We start from the raw sequence: 23884 nt of genomic DNA on the forward strand, positions 1-23884 counted from the left end.
TTACTTATATTTTAGTTGCTCATGCTTATCCCACAGTCCCCAGTAAGCTCCTACATCACCTTCGGTACCCGTTTTCCAGCTTTCATCAAATGAAGAGAAATAAAACATGTCGATATCGTCTTCGCGCGACCACTTTTGCGCATCGATGAAATACTTAAGCGCATTTTGCTCTGATGGCTGTGCCCCATGAAAAGGCATTCCTTTGCTTGGCCAGCCGGTTTCTGTGATTATCACTTTTTTGCCGTTGGCTGCCTTCACAGCCCTTCTGTACATATCTTTCATATAGAGCAAGGAATACTCCAGGCTACATCCTTCCCAGAATGGGTAACAATTGGCCAGAATCACATCGCATGCTGCTGTAATAGCCGGACAGTTCTCAAACTCATAATATGCATCAACATATCCAACCGGAATATCCTTCACACTGCCTTTTACCTGGTTAATGTGAAATAGCAGCTCCTCTTCTGTTAGATCTTTGCGATACAACACTTCGTTACCAACAGCAATCACATCGGCATAACCATTGTGTGCCAATTCAATTAATCCCTCTATTTCCTGTTGGTTAATTGCTTTGTCTTTGCCCAACCATGCACCAACCAGGGTTTTAATTCCCATTTCCTTGGCAATCACTGCAATCAGCTCATTGCCCTCGGTGCACGAAAAGGTTCTGACCCACTTAATGTAAGGACGAATGATGCTTAAGCGTCTTCTGACCTGCTCCTCATTCAGTTGGTCACCTGGCTTTTGCCCTTCTGCATATGGACTGATGCATAAACCATGCAGGCCACCTTTTAACACATTCTGAAAAAGATTAATTAACTCATCATAAGACATCGCAGAAATATTAACTCCTACTAATGACATGACATATTCGTTCCTTACTGACATAGATTTGATCTGACTAATTATTAAAATAGCCTGACTACCCGCAAGTAGCCAGGCGAACTCATTTATTTAAACTTTACCTGTATCGATTTAACCTGGGTGCTGCGGTTAAAAATCATTGCAGACATCTCAGCATTGATGGTATGACCATTGAATTGTTTATGTTCACCATCAACCATTGTAATCAGCACCTCATTAGCCTGGCCTTTTGAATAAACTACCGGTATTTTGCAAATGGTAAAACCAAGTTGACCAGCTTCCAGACTAATTTGCTCCTGACTGTGCTTTGTATCAAAATAGTTAAACACTTCAGGTGTTGGCAACAACTCTTCCATGTTAAACAAAGCTGTGTTAAAGGTGATTTGGCCATTTTCAACATGCACACCTAATTCTCCCATTCGGGTAATGACATCCTCTTTCACCTGGCCAGTCATACCTGGTTGCTTAACCCCGGCTCCTCCAGGTGTATGCGAATAAGCATCAGTTGGGAATGCACCATATAATTCAGGTGACTTATTCAGTCCTATACCTGCTTTAATCTCATAATAATGGTCCTTCATTCGTCCCAATAAAGCTTCATCGGCATTGGCTTCTACCGCGGCAAAGTAATTCTCCTGAACGGCCAGCAATAGTTTTGATACCATGTGCCAATAGATACTTCCCAATCCTTCGTAACCATAGAATGTGCCGGAGCGTCCGGTGAATGACTGGTGGTCAAACATCTCTTCAAAAGTTGCCAGAACATCATCCTTGCATGCTTCAATTAATTCGCCATACTTTGCAACATCAAGGCTGTTCAGCACTTTGTTTAATTCATCGGCATTGCGAATGGTACCATTGAAATGATAACCTCCAGTATTATCTTTTGATAAAACGCTGATATTCTTATCCGCCACCAGCTGTTGTAATAAGGCTGAATTTTCAACCCTGGCCACCGGTATGTTATTTTTCTCAACAAAAAGAGGCAGCTGTCGGTCTGGATACAGAATATAGCTATATTGGTCTTCGCGGAATAAAGCACTTGCTTTTAGGGCATCCATTACACTCAGGCTTTCTTCAGCATTTAAATAGCCGGCACTTAACACGGCTACCTGGCCTTCGAGCATTTCGTAGAGGTAACGCACCGACACACCACCTTCATCAAAAGCGATCAGGTTATAAGCATGGTACAAACCATCGGCACGTTTATTGGCCCGGATGGATTGATCCATATAAGCCAGGGCAACATCCATAAACTGCTTCAGGTCACTTATATTAATGGTTGCCCTGTTTTCGCTAAACGACTGCGAATAAATCCTGTTTCGATAGGTTTCTCCGGCTTTTCCTAGCACATCTGCAAACTGCTTTCTTTCGGTGTTGCTGAATCCTTTTTCGGTCAGGCTTACATTCTCAACAAACAAGGTATTAATAGCATCCAGCAATTCTTTTACTTCTTCTGAAACTGTCAGCTCTTTATGAGTTGATGCTGCTAATTTATCAGACCAGAACTGTAGGAAGCGACGCATGTAATACAGTGTGACCATAGACACCCCATTACCAACCAAAGCATTATTGGCATCGTTCCATTCCGGACGCTGTGTATTTAACCAGATACCCGCTTCAGGAATAAAGTTGCTTAATTTAGCCAGCAAGGTCACCAGTACTTTCTCTGTCAGGTTAACCTGGTAAAGACCTCCGGCCTTATTTTCCAGCATGCGGGCATCAGCTCCCAGACCTTTGACCTTAGCTTTTATTTTATCGTTTAACTCGGCGTCAAATAAAATGGTATCCTGAGGATTAGCCACGATATCGGCATACGGCTTGATGCGATAAGGCACATTGGCGTAAACAAAAATGTCTTTACTCAATAGCTCATCCAGTTTTCCCGGGTGGTATTTCTCAGATAACTCCAATAATTTCTGAAGGTAGATAATCTGGTGATCGCCCCAGTAGCCGATGTAGGCCCATGGATCGTGCGGATCAGGACATTCCCAATCAATGCCTTCGCGTGTTATGCGATAAGGGTTATAACCATCAGGTGTTGAGGCATTCACAAACTTAGCAATCATACCTTCGATAAACTCGGGGTAAGACAAGCCCAGCGCTTCCCAGTTCTGGAAGATATCACGCCAGTTACCCTGATAGTTTAATTTAGGACTGCCATCTTCATTCTTAGCATCAATAGAAAATTGATTCCATGGACGACTCGGATCGCCATGACGGCGGCTAAATGTTAATGGCAAATACTCGTATGCAAGGCGTATCAAATCAGCATTACCTGTTTGTTCTGCTGCATCAATCAATGCTTTGTATGTAAGCGTTTCAGGCAAGTTCGCCATCCATTCGCCTGCAGTAGTAGCCACAAATTTGTTGTTCTGTTCAACATATAGCTTAAAATCAGCCATGCTTATATTGTAGCCATCATTAAAGATACCACCACGCATCACATTAAACATGGTATTTGAAAAATGACGTGCACAACTTAACTCATCATTACCTAACTGCAGACCATCGGCACCAGCAACAATTTCGATTAATTTTTTAGTACCCTGCTCAATGTCTTTCTGAATAAGAGCTTCAATGTTGTCTTCTGATTTAATCAGGTCGTTGAGGTTTGCTACATCACCGGCATCTTTATTAATATCTGCAACGATGCTCCATTTCTGAGCTTCTTCGGGCTTTAATGACATTTCAGCTATAAGTAGATAAGAGCCTCGTGCAGCTCGTATATCACTTTCTGTACTAACAGCCTTACCTTGCTTAAACTGAGTAATCTGACGGCCTGAAAGCAACACCTTGTAATTATCTAATCCGTATGACCATACGGTTGTAGTCTTCAGTGACTCACTCGGCTCAGCTCTGTCCACCGGAATAGAACTTAGAGAAAACAATCCGAGCCCGGTTTCTTCAATCAATTCATTCTTTTTATAGGCATCCAGCAAGTTGCTGTATTCATTCTGAAAAGCATAATCCAGGCCATATGGCAGGATATTGCGGATACCATCCAGCACTTCCACTTTCAAAGTTGCAGCTCCTTCATTTTGAATGGCTGACGTACGAACAAAACCAAATTGTTCACTATTGTTCCATTGGTATTTAAAGCTTAATCCAAGATCAAGATTAATTTCCTCGAAAATGATTTTGTTGCCATAAATACTTTTGTAAATATTTCGGACCGTTTTGTATATATCTTTAGTGATACCTTCGAAAGGCTCCCATAAATACGTTTTGTTATCTTTCTCGACCAGAACAGCAGTGGCACTGCCTGTTATTCCCTTATAATCATGAATCTTATCATCCGTATAATATGGAAATAAAGCATTGTTACGATCTTTTCTTCCTGCAGACAATGAACCATTACTTGATAAGAACATCCAATGATCAGAATCGCTTACGATTGACATGAAAAAATCATCCATCTGATCATAGTTGCTAATCTTATAATACTTCTCATTTTCACAGACTACGAATTGTCCTTCTACTTTCTTTAAGCTTGCGTTTAAATTCGTATCCCCTAAATAGATCTCTCTCGTTTTCATTATAAAATAATTAGTCTATAGCGCTTTATATTTCTTTAATCTCGAAAACCCTTTGCCAACGCTCTGTTGCACCTGGCTGAAGGTTAATGTTTTTAAATAGCTCGGGACTAACCACATGTGCTCGTCCCCACAGATTGATTTTGCAGGGTTTAAAATCGGTTGATTCAGATATTGACAGGTTCAGTTGCTTATCGCTTATACACCAGTTCTGGCCACCATCTGATGGCTCGGCTATGTACTCGAAGAAAAAATCGGATTGAGGGGTTTGAGTAAATTGCAGGTACCCATTGGATGCGAGGATACCTCCGGGATTTAATCCGGCATTAAACTGATTCATATCCACCCCAGTTCCAACACTTAAATGAATATCGTCAGACAAAAGTTTTTGACCTGGAGACAGGAAATTATGCACATATTCAGTTGTTTCAAAAACTTTCTCGCCTATATTTTGAAGCTGGTAGTCAATAATAAAACCATCGTTTTTGATGGTAAATGTTTTGTTCAGGGTAAAAGGGAAAGGTACCTGCCTGTTAATACACTGAAAAGTGACCGAATCATGATTATATTCAAAGGACATTTGGAAAGGCATAACAGGATAATGGCCTGCAAAACTATAAGGTGTATCACTTTCCTTTTTAAGGTGTCCCACCCCAATTTTTGGGAATAATTCGCCAATGCCACATTCTGAATAGCCTATCGCCTCATCAATACCAAATTCGTTAAAAAAACCTTTTCCCTGTTGGTTGGCTGTACTATTTATCATTTCGGTGGTACACAAAGGCACTTCCTTCCACCACATTTGAACTAACTTGCCGGTCCAGTCAAAGCGCGTTCCAAGGTAGTTTTCCCCAGGCTCCTCAAACAGCATCCTTATATGTCCTTTGGCTAATTCAATCATTAATAAGTTGATTAAAACTGGTGGTATAAGGCTATACCACCAGTTTTCATTCATCCAGTTAATAAAGTCAGCAAAATTTTGTTTCCGACTGAGATTGCTCCCCTTGCTGCCTTACTATAATTGTCTCAAAAACTACACACTTATTCGCACACTTATTATCTATTGTACGCTAAAGCTGGCTGATAACTCAGCATTTGAATCACCTCCAACCCATAGCTGAAAATCACCTGGTTCAACCACTTTAGCCATGTCAATATTATGAAATGCTAAATCCAGAACTGCAATCTCAAGTGTAATGGTTGTTTTATCGCCAGACTCGATACTTACACGCTTAAATGCTTTCAATTCTTTCACTGGCCTTGATACACTTCCAACTAGGTCACGCACATATACCTGGGCTATTTCATCACCAGCAATTTCTCCCGTATTTGCCAGCTCAAACGACACCTTGATAGTTTCATCTTTGCCATACACTTCCTTATCCAATTGCAGATTAGCATATTCAAATGATGTGTAGGACAAACCATAACCAAACGGATAAAGCGGCGTGAATCCTGCATCGATGTAATGTGACTCATTGCCCAACGATGTTTGGGGCGCCTTTACAGGAATATCATACATCTGTGTCCATGAATGTGGATTGGCAGGACGACCGGTATTTTTATGATTGTAATGCATTGGTATTTGGCCAACTAATTTAGGGAAGGTAACCGGCAGCTTGCCCGATGGATTAGCCTTACCAAGCAATATATCGGCTAAAGCAGCGCCTCCCATTGTTCCGGGATGCCAGGCATAGATAACGGCATCAGCGTATTCGCTAATTTCACCAATCGTCAATGGACGACCTGCCATTACCACTAGCACCAAAGGCTTGCCAGTTTGCTTCAAGGCCTTGATTAGCTCATTTTGAACACCCGGCAGATTGATATCGGCACGCGAATGGGCTTCACCCGAAAGGATCGATTCTTCACCGCCACAGAATACAATCACATCCGCTTTCTTTGCTTGCTCAATGGCCTTCTTAAATCCTTTTGTGTGTTGAGTACGACTAATAGCCATGCCATCGGCAAATAGCACCTGCTCGTCACCCATCTCTTGCTGTAAGGCCATCAGAGGTGTTACCGACAAGGTACTGTCGCCATCAAAAATCCAGGTACCTAACTGTTCGTAGGCCTGATTAGCCATTGGGCCAACTAGCGCGATTTTTTGATTCTTCGCTATTGGTAATATTTTCTCCGTGTTCTTTAGTAAGACCATACTTTGTGTGGCCGCCTCTTTGGCTGCCTCCAGGTACTCAGGTTTGGCAAACTGATACTGATTATCCTCGGTTATATATGGGTTCTCAAACAAACCCATCTCAAACTTCACTCTTAATATTTCGCGCACAGCCTGGTTAATGGTGGCTTCACTCACCTGTCCTTCCTGTAGCAATTCGGCGATGTTATCAACATAAGTCGTTGAAGCCATTTCCATGTTGACACCAGCATTAATGGCACGCCTGGCTGCTTCCTTCTCATCAGCAGCAAAGCCGTGGTTAATCATCTCCCATGACGAAGCCCAGTCGCTCACTACAAAACCATCGAACTGCCATTTATCGCGCAACACATCACGCATCAGGTAGGCATTACCGGTAGCCGGCACGCCATCAATATCATTAAAGCCCGACATAAACGTTCTGACACCTGCGTCAACAGCTGCTTTAAAAGGAGGTAAGTAAATATCGTGCAGTTCGCGCGGTGGTATTAATGTAGAGTTATAATCACGACCACCTTCGGCAGCGCCATAACCGGCAAAATGCTTGGCACAAGCAGTGATGCTGTTTGGGTTGGTTAAATCGTCTCCCTGAAAGCCTTTGATCATAGCGCCGCCTAATACCGATGTCAGGTAAGGATCTTCACCCAAGCTTTCGGCAATGCGTCCCCAGCGGGCATCTCTGCTTATATCAATCATGGGGGCAAAGGTCCATCGAACACCAGACGAAGCAGCTTCAGCAGCAGCTATACGGCATCCTTCGCGAATAATTTCAGGATTCCACGAAGCAGCTTGTCCCAAAGGGATTGGAAACACTGTTTTAAAACCATGAATAACATCACGGGCGATAATCACCGGTATACCCAATCGACTCTCCTCAATAGAGATGCGCTGCATTTCATTGATGGCAGCTACATCTACCTCATTTAATATAGAACCAATGCGTCCTTCTTTCAGTGCTGTTTTAAGCTCTTCCGGAACAGTACCGCCGGCACCATTAATCTGGCACATTTGGCCAATCTTTTCTTCCAGCGTCATCTCATTAAGCAAGGCATCAACCCGGCTATCAATTGAAGATGATTTCGCTTGGTTATTATTTTGTTGACAGGCTCCCAGAATGAACACTGCAATTAACGTTAATATAATGTGTTGTAATACTTTCATTGCGCGAGTACTTTTTGGTTTAAAGCCTAATTATGAGGCTTGCTTTTTTGGTAAACTCTCACGTAGTCGATCTCCATGGTGCTTGGAAAAATAGACTCATCAATGCCATATTTCCCGCCCCAATGACCGCCTACAGCTACGTTTAAAATCAGGTAGAAAGGTTGGTCGAAAGGCCATTGGTCACTGCTGGCCTTTGCTTCTTTATGGAACACAAAACACTTGTGCCCATCAATAAAAAACTTGCAGCTTTTCTCTGTCCATTCGATGGCGTAAACATGAAATTCATGTTGAGCATCGGCCAGATGCCAGGCTGCTGATTTTTGTGTATTTTTTGTGTGATTGTAGGCACCTGTATGAACGGTACAATAAATTGAGTCGGGCTGATAGCCAACATACTCCATTATGTCAATTTCGCCACTGGCTGGCCAATTACCATATTCATTCCTAACAGGTAACATCCAGATAGCTGGCCAGGCGCCTTGCCCTCCTGCTACTTTTGCGCACACCTCAATTCTTCCATATTGCCATTCGCCTTTGCCTTTAGTAATGATGCGGGCTGATGTATATGGTTGAGCTGGATTGCCTGATTTTGTAGCTGTGATGTACAGCTTATCATCCTGCACCCAGGCATTTGTTTCATTATGACTGGTGTAGTGCTGTAACTCATTATTCCCCCACTGCCAACTATTCCCTTCGGTATCGTAGCTCCACTTTGTTGAGTCAGGTAACCCTATGTAATTAAATTCGTCGTGCCACACCAATTCATAGCCCTCATGCCTGAAGCAAGAGCTCACTATCAATATAAAAATGGACACAAGGATTACTCTCATACTACTTGAATTGAAAAAAGTTAATCTAATTCAGTTCGTAAACCCGCACATAGTCAACTTCCATACTCTGCGGAAAAATGGCATTGTCAATTCCCTGGGCTCCACCCCAATTGCCACCAACAGCTACATTCAGAATAAAGAAATGAGGTTTATTAAAAGGCCAGTTGGCATCATTTTTCTCAGCAGGGGCATAAACATGTACCACATTGTCGGGCGAGTCAACATAAAAAGTCATGGATGTTTCGGTCCATAACAAACCGTAAATATGAAACTCCTCTTCGCATGTTGGCAATGACTTACTGCTGCCGTTACCATCGCCTGCATATCCTGCCGGGGTATGCACAGTGGCATGCACTACATCCGGTTGATAACCGACGTACTCCATGATGTCAATCTCACCACAAGCAGGCCATCCTACCTGACCCAAATTGGCACCTAACATCCAGATAGCTGGCCAAACGCCAGTACCTGAAGGTAGTTTAGCACGTACCTCAATACGACCATAGGTAAATTCTTTTTTACCCCAGCTAATCATGCGTGTAGAGGTATAAGAACCTTGCACTTTGTCATCATTAACTTTCTTGGCAGTCAGAATCAACTTGCCGTCTACTACTTTTGCATTATCACCATTGGTGTAATATTGCAGCTCATTGTTTCCCCAGCCATTATCACCGGTTCCTACTTCAAACTTCCAATTAGCGGTATTAATAGTCGCACTGTTAAACTCATCAGACCAAATCAATCCTTCCGGATTCACATAATCCGGATCATCAGCATCAATAGATATAGTCTTTGTAACTGTTTTGGTATCCGATTCAGTATTCAGATTGCCCCAAAGCTTAAGCGTCACCTCATATTCTCCTTTCAAAGGAAAATAGATAGTATGAACTTTGCTTTTATCGGCACTTTTTCCAGTGGACTCATCATTGCCAAAATCCCATTCTACATACAGGTAATCGCCAGTTGATGCGTTAGTGAAAATGACCTGATTATCTTGAACATCATAGCTAAAATCGGCATAATAGGTTTCTTTATTATCTTCTTTACTGCAAGATAAACATGCAGGCAATATAATAGAGATGGCCAATACCTTGAGAATGAGTAGTAGCTTATTCATCTGTCTTAATTATGGTTTGTTGTGATAGGGAATAATAGGTGCACCATTTGGTGCACCTATATTTTAGCTACATTATTTTTTTGCAGACTTTAATCCTTCAACGTGAGGTCCGGCCAAATCGTCGAAATAGAATTCGTGAACTCCTTCGCCAACACCCGGGTTACACATAATGCGAACAACATTATAGAATCCTTCGTTGAATCTAGCATCAGTAGTTACATCGCTTGTAAACTGATCGCCAGTCCAATCCCAACCTGCGCCAACACCAGCGAAGTCAAATTCGGCAACTTCCCATGTATCATCCTGCTGAATTGTGTAAATCAAATCATATGTTCCAGTTTGCCAAGCATTTCCTCCTTTATCAGTATTTTCCAGCTTAAGAAGTATTTGCTGGCCTGCTTTACCGCGAACCATCATCTTAAATACTGATGTTTTAGTAAGGTCAAAACGATAACCAGCAGGCAATTTCATGAAGGCATTTGCCCATTGCTGATTCTCTTTTCTGTAATGGAATACTTTACTTCCTTTGTTAGGATAAATTCGCTCAGGACTATCAACAACCGTTACTGCACAGTCTTCACCCAATACAGGTGCCATCTCCACCTCACTGTTATCAACATACATTACCATGTAGTCTAACAAGAAGATTTCATACTCTGAGTGATAGTTTTCAACAGTGATTGATTGGTTATCAACTGCATTCTCATTTGATGCAAGAACAGTTACGGTTACTGGGTAAGTGCCCTTACGCATATAAACGTGTGAAAGAGTAGCATTGTAATCTTCAGTTGAATAAACATCAGTTCCATCACCAAAATCAACTGTGAATCCATTAACTGAAATTCCGTCAGGAATCACAACATTAGCTAGGTTAACTGACCATTCGTTTTCGTTTCCTGTAGCAGCAATCTGCGATTCGAATGTTACTACCGGTTTCTCATAGCCTTTAAGAATTAACTTATTGTACCAACGGTTACCATCACCACCAATAGTACTCATGCTGATATTTGTCTCAGTAATCTCATCAATGCGGTATTCGTATGTACCACCATAATCAAATCCAAAGAAAGATGGCTTAGCGGATGATAGTACTAAATAGTTTACTCCATCCTTTTCTATCATAGACCATGTTGCTGAAGCTTCAGGCGTATAAAGCACCCGACAGTCTGTACCGTCAACAGGAACAGGATTAGTATAATTAGGATCATCTTTGCGGTAATCCTTTACGTATGAATCACCATTATTTTTAAATTCGAAGATAAAATCAACCAGCTTAAAAGTAAATTCATCGTCATAAGCACCTGATTGCGTTTTCTGAAGTGATGTAGCAGCCCACCATTCTAATCCACTACCACTAGGGGGACCAATACCAAAGTGACCACTGGCCAAGCTATCAACCACCCAGGTTTTACCATCTACGGCATCAGCACCGCCAGTTAAAGCTGTTAAGATTGGACTAGCCAAAAATTCATAATCCGTTTCTGCCTGCTCAATCTCATCTACTTTAGAATTAGCTTCACCATTATTAGCTGTAATAGTTAATGTTACTTCATAAGTACCTGGCAACGGATAGTAAGCAACAACTTTATTACCTTGTAATGTTGAACCATTACCAGTACTCCATTTAATGGTATTCACACCATTTATGGGTGTATTGTTTTCCAATACAAAATGGAATTCATCCTCACCTGGCGTAATCGTAAAACTCATTTGCTCATCAGTAGGAGCTCCATTACTCCCCAGATCAGACTTGTCAAATTCTTTAGGCTCACAACCCAATAGCACAATAGCTGCCATTAAAAATGCGATACCTGATTTTATAATATTTTTCATAATTATCCAGTTTTGCTAATTAGTTATAACCTTCGTTTTGAACCAACTTGAATTCACCTTCAGTCTTATCAATTTCCGACTGAGGAATTGGCAGATACTTCTTATAATCGGCCCATGTACGATTTGATGAAAAATCAGGGATATTCTCAGTTAAAACATCAGCTTCACCCCAGCGTACAAGGTCCCAGAAGCGTATGCCTTCACCAACAAACTCACGACGACGCTCTAACTTAATGTTATCAACATTAGCTGCAATCGACTCTAAACCGGCTCTTTCGCGGATATCATCCAAAGCACTCTGAGCTGTTTTAGCTCCTGCTGCAACACCATGCACGACTTCCAGTTCAGCAATATTCAGCAGAGCTTCAGCATAACGGAAGATGCGCACATTGTTTTCGAAGTTTAAGTCTGGTGTATAAGGTGCATCGGCATAATCGGCACGAGCGGCATATTTAGCCATAAAGTAACCTGTATTCTGAAAACGTTCGGTGTAGGTGCCTTTAGCAAACTGATTGATAGAACCAGCCAGACGCTTATCACCTTCTTCAAAAATACTCACCAACTCAGTACGTACTGGACCAAATCCCCAACCGCCTTCATAGAAATCAGCTCCTGAAAGCAGGTCGTCACCTTTCAATTCGTTTGGAGAGACAAAACGTGGCAGGTTAGTACCGAAACCAGTCCAGGCAGCACCCCAGTCTTTACCTTCTGGTAAATGATTCGCTTCAAAAATAGAACCAGCACCAAATTCGCCATCGCGAGCCCAAATACTTGCATAATCTGGCAAACTGTAACCACCTTCGCTAACGATGGTCTGCATATCAGCCATTACCTCTGCATATTTAGAAGCATCTTTCTGGTACATTACCACGCGAGCTTTAAGCATCATAGCGGCTGCACGTGTTGCTCGTCCATCATTAGTTGATGTTGTATTCATAGGTAAAACATCTTCAGCTGTAGCAACAGCCAGGTCTGCCATTAACTCAGCATAGACTTCATCAGCGGTATACTGACGTGCCATGTATGGCTCTTCAAGATCTTCTTCAAAATATGGGATGTTACCCCAGAATTTCCATAACCAATGTACATAGTAAGCACGTAAATAGTGTGCTTCAGCGTTATATTGCGCTAGTCTGTCTTCATCAACATCAACTGCATTTTCGCAGGCAATAATAGCATTGTTTGCACGGCTTAGTCCACTGTAATAGATGTTCCATAAGCCGGTTGGTACATCGTTCGACTCAAGTGCTAACTGAGAAAGACGATATAAAGCAGCCTGGTCACCGGCATCACCACCACCTTTATAGATATCATCCGATCGCAGGTCTGACATCAAAGGCACACTGTTGAACTGAAAATCTGCATAACTATCAAATAGTAATATCTGATAGGTGGCACCAAGGTTAGCCAAAATAGCCCCTTCGGTCGCTGGTCCGCCTGCCTCTTGCGAAGAGGTTGGCTGAACAGTCAGAAAGTCTTCGCTACACGCGGTAAAACCAATTAGTGCAGCTAAGAATAATGATTTAATATATTTAGTCATAATAAAAATCTTTAATCAAATTAGAAAGTAATGTTAGCACCAATTGAGATAGTTCTCGATTGAGGATAGATACCACGGTCAATACCAATAGTAGTGTAACCTCCAGAAGCAATTTCAGGATCAAATCCATCATAATCGGTCAGCGTAAATAAGTTCTCACCCATTACATATATTCTGCATCGACTGATATAGTTATTAAGCACTGATTGAGGAATGGTATAACCAATTTGTAAAGTTTTTAGTCGTACATACGAACCATCTTTTACATACAAGTCTGATGATACCCAGTTATCGTTATGATTTTTAGATGTTACGCGTGGAATTGAGTTAGATGTTCCTTCACCAGTCCAACGATCTAAAATCCATGAAGGACGATTCATCATTGGGATATCACCACGTGTAGAGAAGTCGAAGATATCATTACCAAGGCTACCCTGGAAGAAAGCTGTTAAATCAAATCCTTTGTACTCAGCACCAAGGTTAAGACCAAATGTCCAATCTGGCATTCCTTTACCAATCTTAGTACGGTCATCTGTATCAATAACACCATCACCGTTTATATCAACAAATCTTACATCACCTGGTACAGAAGATTTACCATACATATCATTGTATGCAGTGGCTTCAGCCTCATTCTGCAGGATACCATTTGTTTTATAACCATAGAAATATGGGAATACTTCGCCATTCTGTCCTTTTACGAAGTCACCAACACCTGATGCACCGGCACTTTCGTAAACAATCTCACCAGACTCATTACCCAAATTAATCAACTCATTCTTTAGATATGATGCATTGGCACCAATGCTATATGTGAGGTCACCGATGTTATTCTTGTAAGAAACTTCAAATTCCAAACCACTGTTTTCCATGTCACCAGCATTGGCAATAGGAGCACCTTTACCGTTGTAGCTAGGTATTGGTTGATCCATTAACATGCCATTTGTTTTCTTTACATAGTAGTCAAATCCTAATGATAATGAACTATTAAAGAAGCGGGCATCAAATCCGATATCCAACTGCTCTGACTCTTCCCAGATAACATAGGGGTTGGCAATACGTGATGGGCTGCTACCATACTGCATGTACTGGTTATCGCCACTACCAAAGTAGTAGTTCTGATTACCATCCATCAAACTGGTATATGAGAAAGCACCGATATTTTCGTTACCGTTCACACCCCAACTAGCTCTTAACTTCAAATATGTGAACCATGTAGGACGTCCATCCATAAATCCTTCGTTGGTAACGTTCCATCCACCAGAAACAGAAGGGAATGTTGCCCATTTGTTTTCAGGACCGAAGTTTGATGAACCATCACGACGAACAGTCAACTGAATCATGTAACGCTCATCGTAGTTATAATCTAAACGACCAAAATATGAAGCTAATGTTTTGGCACTTACGCCATCTGTACCACCAGCAGTTCTTTCGTCATCTCTATCTGCAGTTGCATAATCAATAACTGCTTTGGCAGGATCCTCCTCCAACAGGTCATAATCATCACCATATAAATGACGTGACGTATACTCCTGTGCTGATTGACCAACCAAAACGCCTAAATTATGTTTCTCAGCAATTGTTTTATTGTAGCTTAATGTGTTTTCAACCTGCCACGTGAAACCACGGTGCATATTTGACCATACGGTGCTACGGTCAAAATCCTTACCCTGAGAGGCTAAGAAATGTGGAAAACGGTATCCATCACCACCCCAGAAAGCTAAATCAACACCATAACTACTTTTGAATTTCAGCCCTTCGTATAATTCCAGTTCTCCCCAGAAGTTAGCAACAATCTTATCTGAATTATCCTGACTATTCTCAGGTGCATTCAACATTGCAACCGGGTTAGCAATTTCCTGGAAACCAGATGGTGGCAAAGAAAATACCCGGCCATTTTTATCTTTTACGGCAGTTGGATATTCGGCTAATACACCGTCTGGATCTTGCGCATAAACAGGAATTGCTGGGTTAAATGCCAAAGCACTTCCCAAGATAGAACCATACTCTGAGTTGGTTTCGATACCTGATGATACAACTCTTGAGTAACCAGCTGTAACTCCAACCTTCAAATTTGAAAGAAACTTACGATCGTAATCAAATGCCTCATAAGTATTGTTGGTACGAACACTATAACGTTCAAAGTTTGAACGGTCGTAATTACCACCTACAATACCTTCCTGGTTGAAGTACCCGAAAGATAAAAAGTATGACACATTATCACTTCCTCCGTGTAAACTCATCTGATGGTTTTGAACAGGTGCATCGTAATTAAATGTTTCATCCTGCCAATCGGTACCAACACCTGCACCTGCTACTTGTTCAGGAGAGTAAGGAGCGTCATTACCATCGTTTAAAGCAATCTCATTCATGATTACCATGTACTCTTCGGCGTTCAGCACAGAGCGCTTCTTCCATGGATTCTGCCATCCGTAAGAAAAATCATAATTGATGGTAGCTTTACCCTTCTTTCCTTTTTTGGTGGTTACTAATACAACACCATTGGCAGCACGTGCACCATAAATAGCAGCAGAAGCAGCATCTTTAAGCACCTCAACAGATTCAATATCTGCTGGGTTGAGGTAGTTGATGCCACCACCAACAGCCATTCCATCTACAATGTACAATGGATCACTGTTGTTAATAGTACCAATACCCCTGATGCGTACTTTTGATTCTGCACCTGGCTGACCAGAGCTTTGTGTAATCTGAACACCTGATACGCGTCCTTTTAATACATCTTCTACCCTTGTTGGTGTACTTGCTTCCAAATCTTCAGCAGATACACTACTAATGGCAGCGGTTACAACACTTTTCTTCTGAACCCCGTAACCAATCACCACTACTTCATCCAAATCAGTTAGCTCTTCTTCCATTACTATATTAATTGTAGAAGAAGCAACTGTGACTTCCTGTGATGTCATGCCAATAAATGAAAATACTATCACATCGCCCATGTTGGCTTGTAATGTATAATCCCCATCAATGGTAGTAATTGTTCCAGTGGTTGTACCTTTAAGTACGACACTTACCCCAGGAACAGGTGCTCCGTCAGTACCCGTTACCTTTCCCGAAACGGTTATGTCTTGTGCCTGACTTGTGAGCGTCAGTAAAAAGAGAATAATCCCCAATACGTGTTTCATAATAAATGGATTTTAATTATTCGATGAAGCAAACATATGCCTCATCTGTTAATTTTTCCTAATACAAAGACGCACTTAAAACTCTCAATATGCACTTGACAAACTCACATTAAACTCACTTACTATTTATCTATACGCTGATTTATTAGTATTTAAAGATTCTTAAATTCAAATTTACACCCACACCTTACCACTCACTTTTTGACATTTTACCAAAAAGCAATAATTAAACACTTTTTAACATTGGAAGTTTATAGAATTTGTGTGACTAGATACTATTTATATACCTGGAAAGGTTTTCTCCCGATTCAATCCCCAGGTTTTGTCGCAGTCGATAGCGATTATTTTCTACAGCCCGATAGGAGACGTTCATAATAACAGCTATTTCTTTTGAAGACATTCCCATCCGAATGTAGGCACAAAGTTTTTGCTCGCGAGAAGAAAGCTCAGGATGTTTTGACTTTAATCGCTTAAGAAAATCTTCATGTACTTGCTCGAGGTGTAACTCAAACACTTCCCAGTGACTTTCACTATCGAGATCTTTATTAATTTTCTTAATCAGCAAATCGAGCTTATGAGCAATTTCAGAGGAATCTTTTAGTGTTTTAATCCGCTTTAACTGTTCTTTGACCGACGCCAGAAATTCATTTTTCTGAATAATATTCATGGTGGAGTTAGCTAACTCTTTTTCCTTGAACAGCATCTCATTGCGCAACTTTTCATTACGCATTCTAATCATCTCCTTCTCAGCTCGCAACGCTTCGTTGGTCAGTTGTTCTTCTTTGGCTTTGTAATGCTGGCGCTGTTTCAATTTTTCCTTTTGTCGGCTAATTTCAATCCGGCGATTAAAAATAAAAGCCACGAAACCCGCAGTTATCAGAATTAGTATGAGATAGATTATTTTAGCATAAATATGACGATGCCAGGGCGGATGAATTTTAAATTTAAAAGTAAGAGGTAAGGCCTCCACTCCATATCGGTTGCGTGCACGTATTGTAAATGAATAATCACCCTCTTTTAATTTGGTGTATTGTACAAATGACTGAGTAGACCAACTTGTATGTTGCGCATCAGGCCCTACCAAGTCCGTAGCATACTCAACATCCTTATCCTGAAAAAAGGTAGCAGCATAGCTAATGGTGAAAGCATTCTTCTTAAAAGGATACTCCGGAATCACCAACTGCCTGGTATCTTTATTAGTAGATTGGTGAAGTACATATCCAATACTATCGCCGACTCCTTTAAATGAACGTAAATGCACTTTAAATGGCAAACGAAAATTAGTATTGTCCAGCACATAATAGTGTGCAAAACCATCTTCTATTCCAAAAAACACATTATTAGAATTACTAACGAAAATGGACTCAAACGATGAAACAAGTTTTTGTTTTAAGGGTACAAAAGGGAATTCAATTTTCTTATAAGTACCATCCTCCAACCGCCGTAAAACACCTGTATTATTATTCATGAAGAACCAGATATTGCCAAAACGATCTTCAATCAACTTTTCAGGATAATGACCTGCCTGAAAAAAAGCATCATAACTATCCTCTTTCCCCACTATTCCATCAGCATTAATCCGGTAATAGGCATCTTTACCGATAAAAACTAAACGCCCGTTAATTTTTGAAACCAAGCCCATTTTATTGCTCGGAAAGTTTGAGAATGCATATTCTTTGACCTTATCAACCGACTTATAATCATCGCTAAAGGTCAACTGAAATATTCCTCGGTCGCCATGAGATACCCAAAGGTTTCCATTTTCGTCCCATTCGGCAAATCGAGATGATTCAACAAAACCATCTACTTTACAAACAAATTTCCAATTGCCCTCAATGTTTTCCAGAAGAATAAAACCATCATAAGTACCAGCAAGCATTAACCCCGGATTATCTTCAATCTGAATAAATTTCCAGACTCCATTAACAGAAGAAGGGGTAATGGTTTCAGCCCGGCCATTCCTTACTCTGAGCACGCCTAAATTATGTCCACATAAAATTCCATTTTCGTCTTTATAGAGGCTCCATACCTGTCCGTCTGCTCCCGGCACCTTTTTAAAGTGAGACCTGCCTTTAAGCGGGTTGTAAAAATCCTTCTGTGAAATTCGGAATAGTCCCTGATTCGTACCAAAATAATAGCTACCCTCATAAAAATCCATCACGTAGCCAGTACCTAAATCATAATAACCATTAATAAAAGAAATGCCTGACTTCAGATTAATTCGCCCAATTCCATTGTCAAGCCCACACCAGATACTTCCTTCCTTGTCAACAAACAAACTCAGTACCGTATTATTTATTAAGCCCTTATCCTTATCCACTTGCAAAACCAGCTTACCTTGCTTATCGGCAATCAATACACCTTGCTGAATAGTTCCAAAAACCAGATAATCATCAGCATATGTTGTGCCACAAAAAATATTTGCTGCCTGTAGCTGCGGAGCTACTTCCACATTCCATGGCTGTATTGCTTGTAAATCCCATAAATAAAGCCCATTCTTCATGGTGCCTATCACAATCTTGTCGTCAGCAATAGCCATCACTGTTGATACATTCATGCCTGAGAAAATTTGTCCACCTGGCAGAGGATAAGCATTCTTGCCCCTTACTTCCAATAGACCCTGGGATATATCCTGAACCAGCAACATTCCGTTTACCAGAAAAACCGATATAAATCGCTCTTTAGCAGGTATTATTTCCTGCAATTCATCATTCTCATAAATACAAAGCATCAACTCAGATTGAAAAACAACTTTATTGTCCCATTGAGTAATAGTCCAGACATTTCCAATGCTTTTAAGTTGCGGTAGGCCCGATAAACTCATATAACTAAGGTGGTGAAGAGAATCATATCGAAAATAGCCAAACTCATTATAGCCTCCAACGTAGATTTTTTCATCAATACATCTAACGCTTCTGATAATAATATCGCCCATATCTTTATGCAGCCGCCAGTTAACGCCATCATACTCCAGCAAACCATCATTGTTGGCAAAGTACATCAGATCACTATTACTTTCATTTATTTTCCAGTTTTGTGTACCGGCCTCGTACTGACGCCGGTTAAAATACTCCAGATCGGGTATTCCCAATTTTTGTGAATCAACTAACTGACTTATGATTACAAAAAACAAAAGGAATATGTGCTTGATAATGGTGATTTGTTTCATGTGTATTCAAAATGGCTAAGATTGCTTGCTCTATGATTTCAAAGCAGACAGATAATTCTAAAGTACAAGTTAAGCGGTAAATCTACAAGTAAAGACTTAAATTCATCGATAACATCGAGTTTTAATAAGATTAAAAAGTAGAGTGTAAAATATTACCGTGCATCATTACTCTTCAAAAATTAGCTTATTCGTCACCTCTGCCTTGCACTTATGGTCTTTAATAATAGTTGTTACAATGCCGCTACCAACATTTCCTCAAATTGTTTTGAGCCTATTACATTTAATCACTGCATAAAAACACCCTAACCATCTACATATATGCCTATTAACAAATCCCTCATAAAGCAATGTATAGGTAAAATGAAGGTTTAAAAAGTTGATTATTTCATTACATGCAAGTAAAGCTGCAATACTATTACACTGAGAGCTGCAGCCATCTCATAATTTTAACCATCGTAGATTAAATCACATTAAACATGAAAAAATTCCTCACAAGTCTAATAGTATTTGGCTGCATCTACTTGCAAGGACAAGACCACAAAATGAATGATTTTATTGATTCACTGATGAATCGGATGACCCTTGAAGAAAAACTGGGGCAGCTCAACCTCTCATCGGGCGTTGGCAACCTACCTGTAATAACCGAAGGTGAAGGTAAAATTGAGTTTATCAAAAAGGGCCTGATTGGTGCATCTGGCGGCTATAATAGCCTGAAAGCTTCTGTTGAAGAGTCGAGACTTGGCATCCCTGTTATTACCGGACGCGATATTATTCACGGCTACAAAACCACTTTTCCCATACCATTAGCATTATCTTGCATGTGGGATCTTGAAAGAGTTGAAGAAATGGCACGCATCTCGGCGATTGAGGCCAGTAGTGATGGTGTTAACTGGACCTATTCCCCCATGGTGGATATCAGCCGCGATCCTCGCTGGGGACGTGTGGCTGAAGGGGCTGGCGAAGATGCATGGCTAGGTTCTCGAATTGCCCAGGCCTACGTGCGAGGCTATCAAGGCGATGATTTATCGGCCAATAACACCATCATGGCTTGCGTCAAGCATTTTGCCTTGTATGGTGCATCTGAGGCCGGGCGCGACTACAACACCGTTGACATGAGCAAGATAAGTATGTTTCAGGATTACCTGCCCACCTACAAAGCAGCGTTTGATGCGGGAGCCGGTTCAGCTATGAGTGCCTTTAATGTCATCGATATGGTACCGGCAACCGGCAATCGCTGGCTGATGACTGAGTTACTGCGCGAGCAGTGGGGCTTTGATGGCTTTGTAGTAACTGACTTCACAGCCATTAACGAGATGATGCATCACGGCCTGGGTGACCTTAGTGAAGTTGCGGCACAAGCACTAAAAGCAGGCATTGATATGGATATGGTTGGCCAGGCTTTTATTGGTACCCTCAGCCAGTCAATGGAAGAAGGTATGGTAACGGAAGATGAAATTGACACAGCCTGTCGCCGGGTATTGGAAGCCAAATATAAGCTTGGTTTGTTCCACAAGCCCTTTCAATACTACGATCAGAAAAGGGCTGATAAGGTATTACTTTGCAAAGCACACAAAGAAAAAGCACGAGAACTGGCGGCTCACTCCTGTGTATTACTAAAAAATGAAGATCAACTACTACCGTTGAGCCGAAAAGCCAATATTGCTGTTGTAGGGCCATTGGCCGACGCAAAAATTGATATGCTTGGCACATGGGCAGCTACACGAGACACAACAGATATTATCACTATCCTGCAAGGCATACGAAACGAAATCAGCAAAAAAGCACAAGTGAGCTATGCACAGGGATCGTATTTCACTGAAGACCATTACTTGTTAAACGTTAACCGCAATCACAAAAAGAAAGGCAGTCCGGAAATGACAATAACAGCAGAACAATCGGAAAACCTATTAAAGGAAGCCATTGAAGTAAGCCGTGATGCTGATGTAATCGTTGCTGTTTTGGGAGAACCACGTAGCTGGTCGGGTGAAGCGGCCAGTCGTTCTGATATTAGCATTCCTGACTGTCAGCAAAAGCTGCTAAACGCTATGTTGGAAACGGGTAAACCAGTTGTATTGGTTCTTTCTAACGGGCGACCACTTACCTTGAGCTGGGAAAATGAACATGTACCTGCTATACTGGAAACCTGGCATGCCGGTATTGAAGCAGGTAATGGCATTGCCGATGTGCTGTTTGGCAACTACAACCCTGCCGGTAAACTAACCATGACCTTTCCGCGCAATGTGGGTCAAATTCCGATTTATTACAACCACAGAAATACAGGTCGCCCAATCGATCCTAATCACAAGTTCACCACCAAGTACCTGGATGTTCCTAATACACCGCTCTATCCGTTCGGCTATGGACTGAGCTACACAACCTTTGAGTATGGTGAAATTACCCTTAGCAATAAAGAATTGAATGGTAATACGATACTCACTGCATCCATAGACATAAAAAACACAGGTAGCCGTAACGGAGAAGAGGTAGTGCAACTCTACCTCCAGGATCCTGTTGCCACAGTATCACGGGCAGTAAAAGAACTGAAAGGTTTTCAGAAGATTCACCTCAATGCAGGAGAAAGCAAAACGGTTACATTCCAAATCACACAAGACGACCTGAAGTTCTTCAATAGTGACTTATTTTATGATTGGGAAAGCGGTGCTTTCAATGTATTTATCGGAACTAATTCACAGGATGCCAAACAATCGTCATTCACTTGGACAAAATAGCACTTATGAAAAAATCTAACATACTCCTGTTTGCGCTGGCTACATTGGTTTTATTTGGAAGCTGCAGTACAAATATAGAACGAAAAAAGCCTAATGTTATCGTTATTTTAGCTGATGACTTAGGTTATGCCGGACTAAGTTGCTTTGGTGGTGAAGGCATTGCAACTCCCCACCTGGATAAGCTGGCACAAAATGGTGTTAAATGCACCAACTTCTATGCCAACAGTACGGTCTGCTCTCCTACCCGCGTAGCACTGTTTTCTGGTCGCTACCAGCAGCGCGTGGGGCTCGACCACATCTATTTTCACTGTGTTGACTCCGTTGGTCTCGACCCAAAAACAAATCCTTCATTACCATTAATAATGAAAGATGCCGGCTACAAAACTGGTGTATTTGGTAAGTGGCACCTTGGCTCGGGCGAAGCCTTTCAACCTAAACAACATGGATTTGATGAGTTTACCGGCTTTTTGGATGGTAACATCGACTTTGTAACAAAGCACAATACAGAGAGCGAAGTAGATTGGTTTGTGCATCATCAACCCAGCACCCAGGAAGGCTATGTAACCAACCTGTTGAATCAGGCTGTCGTCGATTTCATTGACAAAGAACATGAGCATCCGTTTTTTATCTACCTCCCGGAAGCTGCTGTGCATGTACCCATGCAAGGTCCCAACGATGCCCCTTTACGCACCGATGATTTCTACGTCTATGCGGTACAACATAAATTCCCGAAGAATGAATACATGCGTCGCTATTCCGAAATGGTTAAAAGCATGGATGATGGCGTGGGTATGATAATGCAAGCCCTTAGAAAGTACAACATCGAAGATAATACGCTCATCATCTTTACATCAGACAATGGTGGTGAAGGCGTAGGTGTTAAACACGGCAAGGTCAATGGCGAGCACAGAGGTCATAAAGTACAACTTTACGAAGGTGGTATAAAAGTACCTGCCTTGTTTTACTGGAAAGGTCAATTAACACCTTCAACCAATGAGAACAAGATGCTCACCATGGATTTACTGCCCACTATTATGGATATCTGCGACATTGAATACACGTTACCATATCAGCTGGATGGTATCAGTGTTAAAGAGAGCGTTTTTGAGAACAAACCTATAGCAGAACGCGACCTTTTCTGGATGCATACCGACCGTATTGCTATGCAACGCGGTAACCTCAAGTTCCTCTGGCTTACCAACGGTATAGAGCTATACGATCTGAAGGCCGATCCACTCGAACAGATCAATCTTGCCGAAAGTCAAGCTTATCAATCAGAACTTAAGCAAATGCAGGAAGCTTGTTTAGCATGGAAAGAACAAACCGCAACCGGCTTCCCCGGTCAACGGCAGTTTGGTGATGGTGTTAGAACACCATGGCCATGTACAAGAGACTTAGATACATATAATGCAGGTAAAAAATACTATTGGGAAAATGATGGCCCGCTCATCAGGTGATAATTTATTATTTCAGAAGAGTTCCCAATTAATAAATACCACTACTGGAAACAGACCAGGTAAATATTAGAGATTCTATTTTGAAACCACTACAAAAGCTGTTCTTGATGAGCAGCTTTTTTTGTATAGTATGTACAAATTGGCGGATGGGCGAAGTACATTATCAGCTCCTATCTGATCAAAATATTCATATTCAATAGCATAAACACACTTTTATACACATCTATATAACTGCAAGTTACCAGCACCAGGCTCTTTTGTGTTTGGTTGATATAACAAAAGATTTTTTGCGCATGAAAGTGCTTTTGTGGCACTTAATTGTTAACGGATGTTAAGGCTCTCTAATTTTA

Annotated in this window: 12 protein-coding genes; 2 read left to right on the plus strand and 10 right to left on the minus strand. The window is 41.3% G+C overall.

Translation table 11 applies throughout. The features are described 5' to 3' along the window. From KDU71_RS02725 to KDU71_RS02770, 10 genes are all read right to left on the minus strand, one after another. On the minus strand, positions 1-888 hold the full coding sequence (locus tag KDU71_RS02725; protein WP_212188363.1) for a glycoside hydrolase family 17 protein: 888 nt from the start codon (positions 886-888) through the stop codon (positions 1-3). A gap of 62 nt (positions 889-950) precedes the next feature. Further along, positions 951-4403: a hypothetical protein gene (locus tag KDU71_RS02730; protein ID WP_244828087.1), complete on the minus strand. Its 3453-nt coding sequence runs from the start codon at positions 4401-4403 to the stop codon at positions 951-953. A 25-nt stretch (positions 4404-4428) separates the two neighbouring features. Beyond that, a complete protein-coding gene (locus KDU71_RS02735) occupies positions 4429-5301 on the minus strand; it encodes a hypothetical protein (protein WP_212188364.1) in 873 nt (290 codons plus the stop codon). Between the two features lie 159 nt (positions 5302-5460). After that, positions 5461-7716: a beta-glucosidase BglX gene (gene bglX, locus KDU71_RS02740; RefSeq protein WP_212188365.1), complete on the minus strand. Its 2256-nt coding sequence runs from the start codon at positions 7714-7716 to the stop codon at positions 5461-5463. 26 nt (positions 7717-7742) lie between these two features. Then, entirely contained in the window at positions 7743-8546 is an 804-nt protein-coding gene (locus tag KDU71_RS02745) for a glycoside hydrolase family 16 protein (RefSeq protein WP_212188366.1), read from the minus strand. A gap of 25 nt (positions 8547-8571) precedes the next feature. Next, positions 8572-9663: a family 16 glycosylhydrolase gene (locus tag KDU71_RS02750; protein WP_212188367.1), complete on the minus strand. Its 1092-nt coding sequence runs from the start codon at positions 9661-9663 to the stop codon at positions 8572-8574. A 72-nt stretch (positions 9664-9735) separates the two neighbouring features. After that, positions 9736-11496 (minus strand): PKD domain-containing protein, encoded by a 1761-nt coding sequence (locus KDU71_RS02755; protein ID WP_212188368.1) that lies wholly within the window; start codon positions 11494-11496, stop codon positions 9736-9738. A 19-nt stretch (positions 11497-11515) separates the two neighbouring features. Then, positions 11516-13036: a RagB/SusD family nutrient uptake outer membrane protein gene (locus tag KDU71_RS02760; protein WP_212188369.1), complete on the minus strand. Its 1521-nt coding sequence runs from the start codon at positions 13034-13036 to the stop codon at positions 11516-11518. 20 nt (positions 13037-13056) lie between these two features. Further along, positions 13057-16179, minus strand: a complete 3123-nt coding sequence (locus tag KDU71_RS02765) for a SusC/RagA family TonB-linked outer membrane protein (RefSeq protein WP_212188370.1) — start codon at positions 16177-16179, stop codon at positions 13057-13059. Positions 16180-16447: 268 nt separating this feature from the next. After that, positions 16448-19348: a triple tyrosine motif-containing protein gene (locus KDU71_RS02770; protein WP_212188371.1), complete on the minus strand. Its 2901-nt coding sequence runs from the start codon at positions 19346-19348 to the stop codon at positions 16448-16450. A 476-nt stretch (positions 19349-19824) separates the two neighbouring features. On the opposite strand from KDU71_RS02770, the gene bglX (KDU71_RS02775) reads away from it, so the two are divergent. Both bglX (KDU71_RS02775) and KDU71_RS02780 read left to right on the plus strand, forming a co-directional pair. Next, positions 19825-22077, plus strand: coding sequence for a beta-glucosidase BglX (gene bglX, locus KDU71_RS02775; RefSeq protein ID WP_212188372.1), 2253 nt, complete (start codon positions 19825-19827; stop codon positions 22075-22077). A 5-nt stretch (positions 22078-22082) separates the two neighbouring features. Then, positions 22083-23534 carry a sulfatase-like hydrolase/transferase gene (locus KDU71_RS02780; RefSeq protein WP_212188373.1) on the plus strand — a complete coding sequence of 484 codons (1452 nt, stop codon included), beginning with the start codon at positions 22083-22085 and terminating at the stop codon, positions 23532-23534. The last annotated feature ends 350 nt before the right edge of the window (positions 23535-23884 follow it).

The sequence above is a fragment of the Carboxylicivirga sediminis genome (assembly GCF_018156225.1).
GTDB classification, from domain to species: Bacteria; Bacteroidota; Bacteroidia; order Bacteroidales; family Marinilabiliaceae; genus Carboxylicivirga; species Carboxylicivirga sediminis.

Bases quoted from the DNA above. Each gene is read 5' to 3' on its own strand.
- KDU71_RS02725 (WP_212188363.1), bottom strand. From the start codon at position 888: ATGTCAGTAAGGAACGAATATGTCATGTCATTAGTAGGAGTTAATATT.
- KDU71_RS02730 (WP_244828087.1), bottom strand. From the start codon at position 4,403: ATGAAAACGAGAGAGATCTATTTAGGGGATACGAATTTAAACGCAAGC.
- KDU71_RS02750 (WP_212188367.1), bottom strand. From the start codon at position 9,663: ATGAATAAGCTACTACTCATTCTCAAGGTATTGGCCATCTCTATTATA.
- KDU71_RS02755 (WP_212188368.1), bottom strand. From the start codon at position 11,496: ATGAAAAATATTATAAAATCAGGTATCGCATTTTTAATGGCAGCTATT.
- bglX (WP_212188365.1), bottom strand. From the start codon at position 7,716: ATGAAAGTATTACAACACATTATATTAACGTTAATTGCAGTGTTCATT.
- KDU71_RS02745 (WP_212188366.1), bottom strand. From the start codon at position 8,546: ATGAGAGTAATCCTTGTGTCCATTTTTATATTGATAGTGAGCTCTTGC.
- KDU71_RS02760 (WP_212188369.1), bottom strand. From the start codon at position 13,036: ATGACTAAATATATTAAATCATTATTCTTAGCTGCACTAATTGGTTTT.
- KDU71_RS02770 (WP_212188371.1), bottom strand. From the start codon at position 19,348: ATGAAACAAATCACCATTATCAAGCACATATTCCTTTTGTTTTTTGTA.
- bglX (WP_212188372.1), top strand. From the start codon at position 19,825: ATGAAAAAATTCCTCACAAGTCTAATAGTATTTGGCTGCATCTACTTG.
- KDU71_RS02780 (WP_212188373.1), top strand. From the start codon at position 22,083: ATGAAAAAATCTAACATACTCCTGTTTGCGCTGGCTACATTGGTTTTA.
- KDU71_RS02765 (WP_212188370.1), bottom strand. From the start codon at position 16,179: ATGAAACACGTATTGGGGATTATTCTCTTTTTACTGACGCTCACAAGT.
- KDU71_RS02735 (WP_212188364.1), bottom strand. From the start codon at position 5,301: ATGATTGAATTAGCCAAAGGACATATAAGGATGCTGTTTGAGGAGCCT.